We start from the raw sequence: 13,024 nt of genomic DNA, 5'->3' as shown, positions 1-13,024 counted from the left end.
AGTTCCACGTGGAACACCACTGTGCCCCCGCTTGCGGGCGATCGTGCGGAGGCATTAAGGTAGCCGTTTCATCCAGGACTGGCACCATGAACCGCTGTCTGCTTTTTCTCACGCTTCTGCTCATCACCACCGCAGCGCATTCCGCCGCCTGCCTGATCGAATCCAATGACGATCAGGTGCCGATCCGCCTGTGCCAACAAAACATCAATATCCCGCCGCAGCTGTTCCAGGACAGCTTCTGCCAGCCCCAGATCACCGAGCGCAGCTTCGATATCCAGTTTGTGGATGCCTGCCCCGAGGGCGCATATGGCATCTGTACCGGCGCACGAAGCGAGGGGGTGGCCTATCGGCAATCCATTCACTATTACAGCGAACCCGGTGATGCGCCGGTGTTGAAGGCGTACTGTGAGCAGTTCAGTGACGGGCAATGGCAGCTGCCCGAAATCCACTCAGATAAGGATCAATAGGGCGGGGGCGGTGATAGTTGGTGATCCGCCAGGTCCAGCCGGTCACCCACTTCCAGGCCCAGTTTCTCGGCCGTTCCGGGCGGCACCTCGATCACGAAACGCAGCGCCTGATCCGCCTGATAGAGCGCACAGGGCGGCGCAGCGCACGGCGGCACCTTGGCAAATATCTGTACCAGCCGGGCGTTCTCATCGACAAATAACAGGTCCAGCGATATCTGCATGTTGCGCATCCAGATCACCGGCCGGGTACCCTCGGGGAAATCAAACAGCATACCCTCGCCGGCAGCAAGATCGGTGCGCCCCATCAGACCCTGGCGGCGGCTATCCGGGTCGGCTACCAGCTCCAGCTGAAACGAATGGCCGCCCAGCATCGCCTGGATGGCCTGCGCCTGCAGCGGGGTTACCGCAAACAAAGCCAGCATCAGCAGCCAGCCGCGCCCCAGCCTGCCCATCAGGGATGCTCCTTGAGCATGTTCTGGTACACCATGTTGCTCAGGTACAGTCGGTCCGCCTCACCGAGCTGAGCGTATTCCACCCCGGCGGCGTTCAGGTAAACCTCGTCCCCATTATTCAACAGCGGGCCGCTATCGATACGCTGGGTCCGGCGAAACAGCACCTTGCCGTCGGCGTCCAGGAGATCCCATGGCAGCGGCTCGCCGATGACCACATCATCAGTATCCAGCAGTTTCAATAACACACCAATCTCCGTAGCGGTCCGGGATCATGCAATCTATCAGGCCGAGATAGCGTGATGCTATCGGAGAACCGGTTTCCGGTACATTTTCACCGATACAGGTCCTCACGGGTCCAGGGCACATGATGGGTGCCGTCCGCCAACGGCTTGACCGCCAGGATCTGGTGAATATTCATCCAGTTACGCTTGAAGCCATAGGCACAACCGGCCAGATAGATACGCCAGATACGCAGGGTCTTGTCTGATACCAGTTGGCCTGCCTGCTCCAGATGGTGTTCCAGGTTGCCGCTCCAGTGCTCAAGGGTGCGCGCATAGTGCAGACGCAGGCTTTCCACATCCAGCACCTCCAAGCCCTGCTCGCTCATACTGGCGATCGCCATCGACAGATGTGGCAGCTCGCCATGGGGAAAGACGTAGCGGCCGATGAACTTGCCTGCCCCGCGACCCACCTGACGGCCATCGATGTATTTGGCGGTGATCCCGTGGTTCATCACCAGTCCGCCGGGTTTGACCTGCTCGAACAGAATCTTGAAATAGGCGCCGAGGTTGGCATGGCCGACATGCTCGAACATGCCGACACTGACGATCTTGTCGTAATTCTCCCGACCGGCCAGGTCCCGGTAGTCGCGCAGCTCCAAGGTCACCCGATCCGTCAGTCCCGCCGCCTCGCTGCGCGCCTGCGCCAACGCCAGCTGGGCTTTGCTCAAGGTAATGCCGTGCACCTGGACATCATAATAACGCGCCGCATGGCGAGCCAGACCGCCCCAGCCGCAACCCACATCGAGCAAGTGTTCGCCGGGCTTGAGACGCAATTTGCGGCACAGGTGATCGAGCTTCTGGGTCTGGGCAGTGGCCAGGCTGTCTTCGGGATTACGAAAATAACCGCAGGAGTAGACCATCTGCGGATCCAGCCACAGGGCATAGAAGTCGTTGGACAGGTCATAGTGGTAGGAGATGGCTTCGGCATCCATCTGCTTGTCGTGTTCGGTGCGCTCCGGTGCCGGCTCGGTGTTGTCGCCCAGCAGCCCCTTGCTCAGCCGGTCCGCCACGGCGATGACATCCATGATGTTGCCCTGGATATCCAGCCGCTGGTCAATATAAGCCGCGCCCAGCTTGTCCAAGGTCGGATTCTGCATTTCCTGCAGCAATCCCAGATCATTGATCAACAACGTGACCCGGGGATCGGGACCGAGATCCAGTGTCGGCCCGCCCTTCACCACCACGCGCAGAGGCAGTTGCAATGCCCCCAAGGTTTCGGAAAATTGCGCAAACATCCGGTCATCTCCTGTGTCTATCGGCATTAAACCAATATAGGCCACAGGATCAGGGTTTGCCTGCTACTGGCCCTTGACCGGGCGCTTCCAGCCCGCCACATTGCGCTGACGGCCCCGCGCCACACCCAGCTGGGCATCAGGAATATCCTGAGTGATGGTCGAGCCCGCTGCGGTGGTTGCCTGGTTGCCCACCGTCACCGGCGCCACCAGCGCCGTATTGGAGCCAATGAAGGCGCCATCGCCAATACGCGTGACGGATTTGTTGGCCCCGTCGTAGTTGCAGGTAATGGTGCCGGCGCCGATATTCGCCCCCTTGCCCACCTCGGCATCACCGACGTAGGACAGGTGATTGATCTTCGAACCTTCACCCACCACGGCCTTCTTGGTCTCGACGAAGTTGCCGACCTTGGCACCGCGGTGCAGCAGGGTACCGGGACGCAGGCGAGCATAAGGCCCGACATCACAATCCTCGCCGACTTCGGCGCCTTCCAGATGACTGAAGGCCTTGATCACCGTGCCGCTCTTGATCACCGAATCGCGGATCACGCAGTGCGGCCCGATGATGACGTTATCTTCGATCACCACGCGACCTTCCAGCACCACGTTGACGTCGATGCTGATGTCACGACCGATGGTCACATCGCCGCGTACATCCAGCCGCGCCGGGTCCGCCAGTGAGGCGCCCTGGATCATCAGCCGCTCGGCCTCGCGCTGCTGCCAGCCACGCTCGAGTACCGACAACTGCAAACGGTTGTTGGCACCCATGACCTCCAGCTCATCCGCGGCCTGGGCCACTTCCACCGGAATCGAGCCCGCTACCGCCAGGGCCACTACATCGGTCAGGTAGTACTCGCCCTGGGCGTTGTTATTGGACAGGCTGGACAGCCAATCCGCGGCCTTGCTGCCCGGCAGGACCATGATGCCGGTGTTGCCTTCGTTGATCAGCAGTTGCTCAGCCGAGGCATCCTTCTGCTCGACGATGGCCTGTGCCTGGCCGTGCTCGTTGCGAATGATGCGGCCGTAGCCGGTCGGGTCCTGCATCAGCACGGTCAACAGCCCCAGGGCCTGGCTGCCGGCCTGATCGACCAGTGCGCGCAGGGTATCCACCCGGATAAGCGGAACGTCGCCATAGAGCACCAGCACCTGATCCGCGCCCTTGATGTGTGGCAGCGCCTGGGCCACGGCGTGGCCGGTGCCCAACTGTTCGGTCTGCAATACCCAATTGAGGTCCGCGCCGTCCAGCGTCTCACGTACCTGTTGGGCGCCATGACCGATGACCACATGGATGCCCTCCGGCAGTAGCGCACGGGCGCTATCGATTACATGCTCGAGCATCGGCTTGCCTGCCACCGGGTGCAACACCTTGGGGAGAGAAGAACGCATGCGGGTGCCCTGGCCGGCGGCAAGAATGACTACGTGCAGATTCATCGATCTGATCCTGGGTCGAGTTGAAGATGCTGGGATGATAGAAGCTGGCAGCAGAGTGCCGCAAGTCGATCAGTTACTCAGAAGCTCTGGTTCGCTGCTGCCATTCATCCGCGGTCAGCGTCATCTGACCGGTAAAAGCGGCTGCGGTTCAGTAGCCTGTAGGCACAGCGGCGCAAGCCTGCCGAGCGCCCAAAAAAAAGGCAGCCAAAGCTGCCTTTTTTGAAGCTGGACTCAGCGTTTGACCGCTGGTCAGCCGTACTTCTTGCGCAGTTCCTGCACGGTACGCAATTGGGCTGCGGCTTCGGCGAGACGGGCGGAGGCCGAACCGTAGTCGAACTCGGCGCCTTTCTCGTTGAGAGCCTTTTCTGCGGCCTTCTTCGCTTCCTCTGCAGCTGCTTCGTCAATGTCGCCGGCGCGGATGGCCGTATCGGCGAGCACCTTGACCATGCTCGGCTGAACTTCCAGGAAGCCACCGGAGATATAGAACACCTCTTCGGTCTTGTCCTGCTTGATCACCCGAACCGGGCCTGGCTTGAGGTCAGTCAGCAACGGTGTGTGACCCGGCAGAACGCCGACGTCACCCATGTTGCCGTGTGCCACGACCATCTCGACCAGGCCGGAAAACAGCTCTTCTTCCGCGCTTACGATATCGCAGTGCACTGTCATAGCCATTCAAGTTGCCTCGGTTCTGCGCCCGCCAGAGCGGGCGCGGCCCATTACATGTTCTTCGCTTTCTCTACCGCTTCGTCGATGGTGCCGACCATGTAGAAAGCCTGCTCCGGCAGGTGATCGTAGTCACCATTCAGAATGCCCTGGAAGCCACGGATGGTTTCTTTCAGGGAAACGTATTTGCCGGGCGCACCAGTGAACACTTCAGCTACGTGGAAGGGCTGCGACAGGAAGCGCTGGATCTTACGAGCGCGGGCTACCAGTTGCTTGTCTTCCTCGGACAACTCGTCCATACCCAGGATCGCGATGATGTCCTTCAGCTCCTTGTAGCGCTGCAGAACGTACTGAACGCCACGGGTAACTTCGTAGTGCTCCTGACCGATGACCAGCGGATCCAGCGAACGGCTGGTGGAGTCCAGCGGGTCAACCGCAGGGTAGATACCCAGGGAAGCGATGTCACGGCTCAGTACCACAGTCGCGTCAAGGTGAGCAAAGGTGGTGGCAGGCGACGGGTCGGTCAAGTCATCAGCAGGTACGTAAACGGCCTGGATGGAAGTGATGGAACCGGTCTTGGTGGAGGTGATGCGCTCCTGCAGAACACCCATCTCCTCAGCCAGCGTCGGCTGATAACCTACCGCGGACGGCATACGACCCAGCAGGGCGGATACTTCGGTACCGGCCAGGGTGTAACGGTAGATGTTGTCGATGAACAGCAGAACGTCCTTGCCTTCCTCACGGAATTTCTCGGCCATGGTCAGGCCGGTCAGGGCGACGCGCAGACGGTTACCCGGCGGCTCGTTCATCTGACCGTATACCATTGCCACCTTGTCCAGAACGTTGGAGTCCTTCATCTCGTGGTAGAAGTCGTTACCTTCACGAGTACGCTCACCAACACCAGCGAACACGGACAGACCGCTGTGCGCCTTGGCGATGTTGTTGATCAGCTCCATCATGTTCACGGTCTTGCCTACACCGGCGCCACCGAACAGGCCAACCTTGCCGCCTTTGGCGAAGGGGCAGACCAGGTCGATGACCTTGATGCCGGTTTCCAGCAGGTCGCTGCCGCCAGCCTGGTCGGCATAGCTCGGCGCGGCGCGGTGGATACCCCACTTCTCTTCATGCTCGACCGGGCCGGCTTCGTCAATCGGCTCGCCCAGTACGTTCATGATGCGGCCCAGCGTGCCGACACCAACCGGTACGGCAATCGCGCTGCCGGTGTTGTTCACATCCAGGCCACGCTTGAGGCCTTCGGTGCTACCCATGGCAATGGAACGGACGATGCCGTCACCCAGCTGCTGCTGGACTTCCAGGGTGGTTTCCGCGCCGATGACTTTCAGCGCGTCATATACGTTCGGTACCTGATCGCGCGGAAATTCCACGTCGATGACGGCACCGATGATTTGAACGATACGTCCGCTACTCATTGTAGGTTCCTCTAAGTGGTATGAAACCGTTTCGTCTCACCGGCCGCTTTATACCGCGGCGGCGCCGCCGACGATTTCCGAAATTTCCTGGGTGATCGCGGCCTGACGTGCCTTGTTGTAGATCAGCTGCAGGCTGTCGATGATATCGCCCGCATTGTCAGTCGCATTCTTCATCGCGATCATCCGTGCCGCCTGTTCGCTGGCACTGTTCTCGACGACAGCCTGATAGACCTGTGATTCGATGTACCGCTTCAACAGGCCATCCAGCAATCCCTGGGCGTCCGGCTCGTATACATAGTCCCAACGCTCCTGCAGCTCTTCGGTATCCGAAGCCACCAGAGGAATCATTTGCTCCACCTTGGGCTTCTGCACCATGGTGTTGACGAACTCGTTGGAGACCAGATACAGACGATCGATACGCCCTTCATGGTAGCCGTCAAGCATGACCTTGACGCTGCCGATGAGGTCGTTCAACGCCGGCTGTTCACCCAGGTTGCTGATTGCCGCGACAACGTTGCCACCGTAGCTGCGGAAAAACGCAGCACCCTTGCTGCCAATCACGCACAGCTCGGTTTCGACGTTACGGTCACGCCACTCTTTCATGTTTGTTACCAGTGCCTTGAACAGGTTGGTGTTCAAACCACCGCAAAGACCACGATCCGTGCTGACCACGATATAACCAACCCGTTTGACTTCACGCTCCTGCATGAAGGGGTGGCGATATTCGGGGTTGGCGTTGGCCAGATGGCCAATCACCTGACGAATCCGCTCAGCGTAGGGACGGCTGGTCGCCATGCGCTGCTGTGCCTTGCGCATTTTGCTGACCGCCACCTTTTCCATGGCGCTGGTGATCTTCTGAGTACTTTTGATACTCGAAATTTTACCGCGAATCTCTTTTGCGCCTGCCATGTCACACCTTTCAGGTTAGCCCGTGGCCGTATCGCACGAAGCGGGATACGGCATCGCCGTATCCCGCCCTCGGCTTACCAGCTTTGGGTCGCCTTGAAGTTCTCGATGCCAGACTTGATACCGGCTTCGATCTCGTCGTTGTAGTCGCCCTTCTCGTTGATCTTGGCGAGCAGGTCGGCCTTCTCACGCTTGAACCAGGCCAGCAGAGCCGTTTCGAACGCGCCGATCTTGGCGATTTCGACGTCGGTCAGGAAGCCCTTCTCGGCAGCGTACAGGCTGATCGCCATTTCGCCGACGGACATCGGAGCGTACTGCTTCTGCTTCATCAGCTCGGTAACGCGCTGACCATGCTCCAGCTGCTTGCGGGTCGCTTCATCCAGATCGGAAGCGAACTGGGCGAATGCTGCCAGTTCACGATACTGGGCCAGCGCGGTACGAATACCACCGGACAGCTTCTTGATGATCTTGGTCTGCGCCGAACCACCAACACGGGATACCGACACACCAGCGTTGACCGCCGGGCGGATACCGGAGTTGAACAGGTCCGATTCCAGGAAGATCTGACCGTCGGTGATGGAGATCACGTTAGTCGGAACGAAGGCGGATACGTCACCAGCCTGGGTTTCGATGATCGGCAGGGCAGTCAGGGAACCGGTCTTGCCTTTCACTTCACCGTTGGTGAACTTCTCGACATACTCTTCGGACACGCGGGATGCGCGCTCGAGCAGGCGGCTGTGCAGATAGAACACGTCACCGGGGTAGGCTTCACGGCCCGGCGGACGGCGCAGCAGCAGGGAGATCTGACGGTAGGCCACAGCCTGCTTGGACAGATCGTCGAATACGATCAGCGCATCTTCACCGCGGTCGCGGAAGAATTCGCCCATGGTGCAACCGGAATACGGTGCCAGGAATTGCAGGGCAGCGGATTCGGAAGCCGAGGCGGCAACGATGATGGTGTTGGACAGGGCGCCATGCTCTTCCAGCTTGCGCACCACGTTGGCGATGGTCGACTGCTTCTGACCAACCGCGACGTAGACGCACTTGATGCCGCTGTCTTTCTGGTTGATGATCGCGTCGATCGCCATGGCGGTCTTACCGATCTGGCGGTCACCGATGATCAGCTCACGCTGGCCACGGCCGATCGGGATCATTGCGTCAACCGATTTGTAGCCAGTCTGCACCGGCTGGTCTACCGACTTACGCCAGATAACGCCAGGCGCTACCTTTTCTACCGCGTCAGTCAGTTTGGCGTCGATCGGGCCTTTGCCATCGATCGGGTTGCCCAGTGCGTCAACCACGCGACCCAGCAGTTCCGGACCTACCGGGACTTCCAGGATGCGGCCGGTGCACTTGGCTTCCATACCTTCGGCCAGGGTCAGATAACCACCCAGGATAACGGCGCCGACGGAGTCCTGCTCCAGGTTCAGAGCCATACCGTAAACACCACCGGGGAATTCGATCATTTCCCCGTACATCACGTCTGCCAGACCGTGAATGCGAACGATACCGTCAGATACGCTGACGATAGTACCGACATTGCGAGCCTGTGAGTTCACATCGAGTTTCTCGATGCGCTGCTTGATAATTTCGCTAATTTCGGAAGGATTCAGTTGCTGCATGCCATGTCCCTCAAATCAGGATTTCAACGCCTCGGCCAGCTTTGCAAGCTTGCCGCGGACCGAACCGTCGATGACCAGGTCACCCGCACGAATCAACACACCGCCAATAAGGGACGGGTTGATGGTCACATGAGGAGTTACTGTGCGGTCTAACCGCTTGGTTAAAGCGGTTGCCAGCGTTTTCTGTTGATCGTCAGTCAGTTCGAAGGCGGATTCCACCTCGACTGTGATGCTGCGATCGTGTTCCGCCTTGTATTGCTCAAAAAGCTCGGCGATGTCCGGGATCAGGGGCAGACGGTCGTTCTCAGCCAGAGTACGGATAAAGTTACCGAACTCGGCAGTTACACGACCTTCGCACACCATGAGCAGATCATCGGCCTTGCGTTCCCGAGTCAGCCCCGGGTCGCGCATCCTCTCGACAAAAAGCGGATCGGCGGCTACGACGGCTGTCAGAGCCAGCATGCCTGACCAGGCATCCAGCGCAGCAGCAGAAGAAGCAAACTCGAAAGCCGCTTTTGCGTAAGGCCGAGCTAGCGTAGTGATTGTAGCCATGCTCGCCTCGCTTAGAGTTGTGAGGCCAGTTTGTTGACCAGCTCACTGTGGGCCGAAGCATCTACTTCGGATTCCAGAACCTGTTCGGCTCCCTTGATCGCCAGTGCGGCAACCTGGGCGCGGAGCTGGTCCTTGGCGCGGTTCATTTCCTGCTCGATTTCAGCCTTGGCAGCTGCAATCAGACGTTCACCTTCGGAACGTGCCTGCTCGCGGGCTTCCTCAACGATGAGGGTGGCACTCTTGTTCGCCTGCTCGATGATCTGGGCAGACTGTTCCTTGGTCTCACGCAGGGTCTGGGCGGCTTTTTCCTGGGCAAGACCCAGGTCGCGCTGGGCGCGGCCAGCCGCATCCAGGCCTTCGGCGATTTTTTTCTGGCGTTCCTGCATGGCGTGGGTAATCGGCGGCCATACGAACTTCATGGTAAACCAGACAAAAATAGCGAAGGCAATCGTTTGACCGAGCAGCGTCAGATTAATATTCACAGCGATTTACCTCGTGCTATTTCATTGAGTCCTGGGGATAACACTGATACGGCAGAACCTGCGTTCTGCCGTTCATCGTTACCAGTCGATTAACCGGCAACACCAGGTGCAACAACGAAGATCAGGTACATCGCGATACCAACACCGATCATCGGCACGGCGTCGAGCAGACCAGCCATCAGGAAGGTCTTGGTTTGCAGCTGCGGGCCCAGCTCAGGCTGACGCGCAGTGGATTCCAGCAGTTTGCCACCGAGGATGGCGAAACCGATACCGGTACCCAGGGCGCCCAGACCGATCATGATAGAGGCAGCGATGATGACGAGTTCCATAATTACTCCTAGAGATCAAAGTTTAAGTTCAAGTTTATCGTTGGTTGAACACGGGTCTGGCTGCTCAGTGATGGTCCTCATGGGCAGCACTCAAATACACCACAGTCAGCACCATGAAGATGAAGGCCTGCAGCGGAATAACCAGAATGTGGAAAATTGCCCACGGCACGTTCAGCGCCCATTGCACGTAGAAGGGCAGAAGTGCAATCAGGATGAACACTACTTCACCGGCATACATGTTGCCGAACAGACGCAGTGCCAGACTCAGGGGCTTGGTCAGCAGACCCAGCACCTCAAGGAACAGGTTGAAGGGAATCAGCGCCCAGTGATTGAACGGGGTCAGGGTCAATTCCTTGGTAAAACCACCCACACCCTTGATCTTGATGCTGTAGAAAATGATCAGCGCGAACACGGCGATGGAGATGCCGAAGGTGCCATTGGGATCAGTGGTCGGAACGATCTTGAAGTAATCCAGGCCCAGCGCCATGCCGATACCCGGGATGTAGTCCACGGGGATCCACTTCAGCGAGTTCATCAGGAATACCCAGACGAAAATGGTCAGGGCCAGCGGGGCGATCAGCGGATTACGGCCGTGGAAGGTGTCCTTGACGATACCCTGCACGAAGTCGACGATCATCTCGACAAAATTCTGCAAACCACCGGGGGTGTCGACGGTGGCGCGACGGGCAACAAACCGGAACAGGCCGATGAAGATCAGCCCCATGAAGATGGACCAGCCCAGGGTATCCAGGTGAAACGCCATGAATCCCATGTCGGCGGCTTCGGTGCCGGTCCTGGCCAGGGTCCAGGTGGTTGCTTCGACGATGCTGCCGTCAGCCCGCTCATAACCTGCCGGTAGCTTACCGAAGGTCAGGTTCTGCAAGTGGTGCTGAATGTATTCAGCTGATGTGGTTGCCATATTTGCCTCAGACACTAATGCTTTGGAAAGCCTTTGACGATGAGAAGTGCGCTGGCTCCTACCACCAGCACCGCCAGATAGCCGCCAAATACCGCTGCGACCTCCAGGGGCTTCACTCCAAGCCAGACTGCAATGAACAGTACGGCTGTCAGTATCAGTTTGCCTGCCTCGCCGGAGTAAAATTCTCCGACAATAGCACGGGCCGACCGGGCTCCGCTGTAGCGGTACACCCGAAAGGCGAAATAGCCGTTGGGAATCAATGCCACCAATCCCCCCAACAGACCGGAGTAGCCAGCTATCCAGCCCTGGAATCCCCACAGGACGAGCGCTACTGCCAAGGTCACAATCAATTGCAGCATCAGAACCGGGAAGGCGGGCGTTCGGTGAAAAGGGGACTTGTTGGGCGTTCTTGCGTCCATTCCGACCCTCTTGGTATTTCCGACGACGTCAACCGCTGTTGCTGCAATACACTGGTGCATTTTTGCCCAGCCAAAATAGCGCGAGGAGTATAGGTGGATTACGTAGTCGATTCAACTACAGCGGTTGATTTCCGTAGTGCGCTGCGATGTTGCAGTTGTTACTTAATGTGCATGAGTACGCCATCGAGTTCATCCAGCGAGTTATAACTGATAACCAGTCGGCCCTTGCCCTTGGCACCATGCTGGATCTTCACTTCGGCGCCGATTCGCTCCGCCAGATCCTGTTGCAGTCGATCGATGTCCGGATTGCTGCGGATGTCCTGGGCGTCCCGGCGTGGGTTCAGCCACTGGCGCACCAGCGCTTCGGTCTGGCGCACGGTCAGTCCCCGTGCCACTACCTGGCGGGCGGCCTCGGTCTGTTGCTCGGCCGGTAGACCGAGCAGCGCCCGGGCATGCCCCATTTCGATGTCGCCGCGCTCGAGCAGCAGTTTGACGTCATCGGGCAGTGACATCAGGCGCAACAGGTTGGTGATGGTGACCCGGGATTTACCCACCGCATCGGCCACCTGCTGCTGGGTCAGCTCGAATTCCTGCTGCAGACGCTGCAGGGCGATGGCTTCCTCGATGGGGTTGAGATCCTCGCGCTGGATGTTCTCGATCAGCGCCATGGCAATGGCCGCTTCATCGGGCACTTCACGGATTACCGCGGGGATGCTGTCCAGGCCAGCCTGCTGGGTGGCCCGCCAGCGCCGTTCACCGGCAATGATTTCATAGCGATCACCGGCAATGGGCCGCACCACGATCGGTTGCATCACGCCCTGGGCCTTGATCGACTGGGCCAGCTCTTCGAGCGCCTGGGGGTCCATGTCGCGGCGTGGCTGATATTTGCCGCGCTGAATCAGGTCGACCGGCAGATCGCGTAACAGCTGATCCTGACTGCCTTCGGTCTTCTCGTTGGGATTGGCCTGACCCAGCAGTGCATCCAGTCCCCGTCCCAAGCCGCGTTTCTTGACCGCCATGCCGTCCTGTCCTTTTTCGTTTAATCGTTTACCGGCGCAGCCTGTTTGGCCGCCTTGCGCGTACGCCTGACCAACTCACCGGCCAGGGCCAGGTAGGCCACGGCGCCGCGTGACTGCTTGTCATACATCAGCACCGGCATACCGTAACTCGGTGCTTCAGCCAGGCGCACGTTGCGCGGAATGACCGTCTGGTACAGACGTTCGCCGAAGTGGCTGCTCAACTGCTCTGACACCTCGCGGGTCAGGCTGTTGCGCGGATCATACATGGTGCGCAGCAGACCTTCGATCTGCAGCGCCGGATTGAGTACCGAGCTGATACGCTGGATGGTATTGACCAGCGCCGACAGGCCTTCCAGCGCATAGTACTCGCACTGCATGGGAATGATCACCCCATCGGCGGCTACCAGTGCGTTGATGGTCAGCATATTCAGCGACGGGGGGCAGTCGATGAGGATGAAATCGTACTTGTCGCGCACGTTGGCCAGCGCATAGCGCAGCCGACTTTCCTTCATCTTGAATTCCAGCAACTCGACTTCCGCGGCCGTCAGGTCACCATTGGCCGGCAGCAGGTCATAGCCGCCATGCTCGGACTGGCACAGCGCCTCTGCCAGCGTGCAACGGTCGGTCAGCAGCTCATAGACAGAGTTATCCAGTTGCGACTTGTCGATGCCACTGCCCATGGTCGCGTTGCCCTGGGGGTCGAGATCGATCAACAGCACCTTGCGCTTGGTCGCTGCCAGCGAGGCGGCCAGATTCACTGTGGTGGTCGTCTTGCCGACGCCGCCTTTCTGGTTGGCTATTGCCAGTACCTTGCCCACTG

At 59.1% G+C, this 13,024-nt stretch carries 16 protein-coding genes; 1 reads left to right on the top strand and 15 read right to left on the bottom strand.

The genetic code is table 11. The annotated features are described in order from the left end of the window. Positions 1 to 86 precede the first annotated feature (86 nt). Positions 87 to 467: a hypothetical protein gene (locus BM267_RS07545; RefSeq protein ID WP_036991635.1), complete on the top strand. Its 381-nt coding sequence runs from the start codon at positions 87 to 89 to the stop codon at positions 465 to 467. Here the strand turns inward: BM267_RS07545 and BM267_RS07540 are convergent. From BM267_RS07540 to BM267_RS07470, 15 genes are all read right to left on the bottom strand, one after another. Next, positions 461 to 919 carry a DUF192 domain-containing protein gene (locus tag BM267_RS07540; RefSeq protein ID WP_083392442.1) on the bottom strand — a complete coding sequence of 153 codons (459 nt, stop codon included), beginning with the start codon at positions 917 to 919 and terminating at the stop codon, positions 461 to 463. The two genes, BM267_RS07545 and BM267_RS07540, sit on opposite strands and share 7 nt — an antisense overlap. Then, positions 919 to 1,164: a hypothetical protein gene (locus BM267_RS07535; RefSeq protein WP_074779005.1), complete on the bottom strand. Its 246-nt coding sequence runs from the start codon at positions 1,162 to 1,164 to the stop codon at positions 919 to 921. Before BM267_RS07535 ends, BM267_RS07540 begins: the two co-directional genes overlap by 1 nt. A gap of 86 nt (positions 1,165 to 1,250) precedes the next feature. Beyond that, positions 1,251 to 2,435, bottom strand: coding sequence for a C17 cyclopropane fatty acid synthase CfaB (cfaB, locus tag BM267_RS07530; protein ID WP_036991633.1), 1,185 nt, complete (start codon positions 2,433 to 2,435; stop codon positions 1,251 to 1,253). 63 nt (positions 2,436 to 2,498) lie between these two features. Further along, positions 2,499 to 3,863: a bifunctional UDP-N-acetylglucosamine diphosphorylase/glucosamine-1-phosphate N-acetyltransferase GlmU gene (gene glmU / locus BM267_RS07525; protein ID WP_074779007.1), complete on the bottom strand. Its 1,365-nt coding sequence runs from the start codon at positions 3,861 to 3,863 to the stop codon at positions 2,499 to 2,501. A gap of 249 nt (positions 3,864 to 4,112) precedes the next feature. After that, positions 4,113 to 4,535: a F0F1 ATP synthase subunit epsilon gene (locus BM267_RS07520; protein ID WP_074779009.1), complete on the bottom strand. Its 423-nt coding sequence runs from the start codon at positions 4,533 to 4,535 to the stop codon at positions 4,113 to 4,115. A gap of 44 nt (positions 4,536 to 4,579) precedes the next feature. Beyond that, positions 4,580 to 5,956, bottom strand: coding sequence for a F0F1 ATP synthase subunit beta (atpD, locus tag BM267_RS07515; protein WP_036991629.1), 1,377 nt, complete (start codon positions 5,954 to 5,956; stop codon positions 4,580 to 4,582). Between the two features lie 48 nt (positions 5,957 to 6,004). Continuing rightward, positions 6,005 to 6,865: a F0F1 ATP synthase subunit gamma gene (gene atpG, locus BM267_RS07510; protein WP_036991628.1), complete on the bottom strand. Its 861-nt coding sequence runs from the start codon at positions 6,863 to 6,865 to the stop codon at positions 6,005 to 6,007. Between the two features lie 74 nt (positions 6,866 to 6,939). Then, positions 6,940 to 8,484, bottom strand: a complete 1,545-nt coding sequence (gene atpA, locus BM267_RS07505; protein ID WP_074779011.1) for a F0F1 ATP synthase subunit alpha — start codon at positions 8,482 to 8,484, stop codon at positions 6,940 to 6,942. A 15-nt stretch (positions 8,485 to 8,499) separates the two neighbouring features. Continuing rightward, entirely contained in the window at positions 8,500 to 9,036 is a 537-nt protein-coding gene (locus BM267_RS07500; protein ID WP_036991626.1) for a F0F1 ATP synthase subunit delta, read from the bottom strand. 11 nt (positions 9,037 to 9,047) lie between these two features. Then, positions 9,048 to 9,518 (bottom strand): F0F1 ATP synthase subunit B, encoded by a 471-nt coding sequence (locus BM267_RS07495; protein ID WP_036991624.1) that lies wholly within the window; start codon positions 9,516 to 9,518, stop codon positions 9,048 to 9,050. An 89-nt stretch (positions 9,519 to 9,607) separates the two neighbouring features. After that, positions 9,608 to 9,847 (bottom strand): F0F1 ATP synthase subunit C, encoded by a 240-nt coding sequence (atpE, locus tag BM267_RS07490; RefSeq protein WP_036991621.1) that lies wholly within the window; start codon positions 9,845 to 9,847, stop codon positions 9,608 to 9,610. A gap of 64 nt (positions 9,848 to 9,911) precedes the next feature. Beyond that, positions 9,912 to 10,766, bottom strand: a complete 855-nt coding sequence (gene atpB, locus BM267_RS07485) for a F0F1 ATP synthase subunit A (protein ID WP_036991618.1) — start codon at positions 10,764 to 10,766, stop codon at positions 9,912 to 9,914. A 14-nt stretch (positions 10,767 to 10,780) separates the two neighbouring features. Continuing rightward, positions 10,781 to 11,185, bottom strand: a complete 405-nt coding sequence (locus BM267_RS07480) for a F0F1 ATP synthase subunit I (protein ID WP_036991615.1) — start codon at positions 11,183 to 11,185, stop codon at positions 10,781 to 10,783. Between the two features lie 158 nt (positions 11,186 to 11,343). After that, complete coding sequence (locus BM267_RS07475) at positions 11,344 to 12,204, bottom strand: ParB/RepB/Spo0J family partition protein (RefSeq protein WP_036991613.1); 861 nt, start codon at positions 12,202 to 12,204, stop codon at positions 11,344 to 11,346. A 20-nt stretch (positions 12,205 to 12,224) separates the two neighbouring features. Continuing rightward, a complete protein-coding gene (locus BM267_RS07470; RefSeq protein ID WP_036991611.1) occupies positions 12,225 to 13,022 on the bottom strand; it encodes a ParA family protein in 798 nt (265 codons plus the stop codon). Between the last annotated feature and the right edge of the window lie 2 nt (positions 13,023 to 13,024).

The organism is Halopseudomonas bauzanensis (assembly GCF_900114735.1).
Classification (GTDB): domain Bacteria; phylum Pseudomonadota; class Gammaproteobacteria; order Pseudomonadales; family Pseudomonadaceae; genus Halopseudomonas; species Halopseudomonas bauzanensis.
Note: the sequence above shows the minus strand (reverse complement) of the source record. Positions and strands in the feature narration are given on the sequence as shown.

Excerpts from the sequence above, each read along its gene's own strand:
- BM267_RS07545 (WP_036991635.1), top strand. The coding sequence starts at position 87 with ATGAACCGCTGTCTGCTTTTTCTCACGCTTCTGCTCATCACCACCGCA.
- BM267_RS07540 (WP_083392442.1), bottom strand. The coding sequence starts at position 919 with ATGGGCAGGCTGGGGCGCGGCTGGCTGCTGATGCTGGCTTTGTTTGCG.
- cfaB (WP_036991633.1), bottom strand. The coding sequence starts at position 2,435 with ATGTTTGCGCAATTTTCCGAAACCTTGGGGGCATTGCAACTGCCTCTG.
- glmU (WP_074779007.1), bottom strand. The coding sequence starts at position 3,863 with ATGAATCTGCACGTAGTCATTCTTGCCGCCGGCCAGGGCACCCGCATG.
- BM267_RS07520 (WP_074779009.1), bottom strand. The coding sequence starts at position 4,535 with ATGGCTATGACAGTGCACTGCGATATCGTAAGCGCGGAAGAAGAGCTG.
- atpD (WP_036991629.1), bottom strand. The coding sequence starts at position 5,956 with ATGAGTAGCGGACGTATCGTTCAAATCATCGGTGCCGTCATCGACGTG.
- atpG (WP_036991628.1), bottom strand. The coding sequence starts at position 6,865 with ATGGCAGGCGCAAAAGAGATTCGCGGTAAAATTTCGAGTATCAAAAGT.
- atpA (WP_074779011.1), bottom strand. The coding sequence starts at position 8,484 with ATGCAGCAACTGAATCCTTCCGAAATTAGCGAAATTATCAAGCAGCGC.
- BM267_RS07500 (WP_036991626.1), bottom strand. The coding sequence starts at position 9,036 with ATGGCTACAATCACTACGCTAGCTCGGCCTTACGCAAAAGCGGCTTTC.
- atpE (WP_036991621.1), bottom strand. The coding sequence starts at position 9,847 with ATGGAACTCGTCATCATCGCTGCCTCTATCATGATCGGTCTGGGCGCC.
- atpB (WP_036991618.1), bottom strand. The coding sequence starts at position 10,766 with ATGGCAACCACATCAGCTGAATACATTCAGCACCACTTGCAGAACCTG.
- BM267_RS07480 (WP_036991615.1), bottom strand. The coding sequence starts at position 11,185 with ATGGACGCAAGAACGCCCAACAAGTCCCCTTTTCACCGAACGCCCGCC.
- BM267_RS07475 (WP_036991613.1), bottom strand. The coding sequence starts at position 12,204 with ATGGCGGTCAAGAAACGCGGCTTGGGACGGGGACTGGATGCACTGCTG.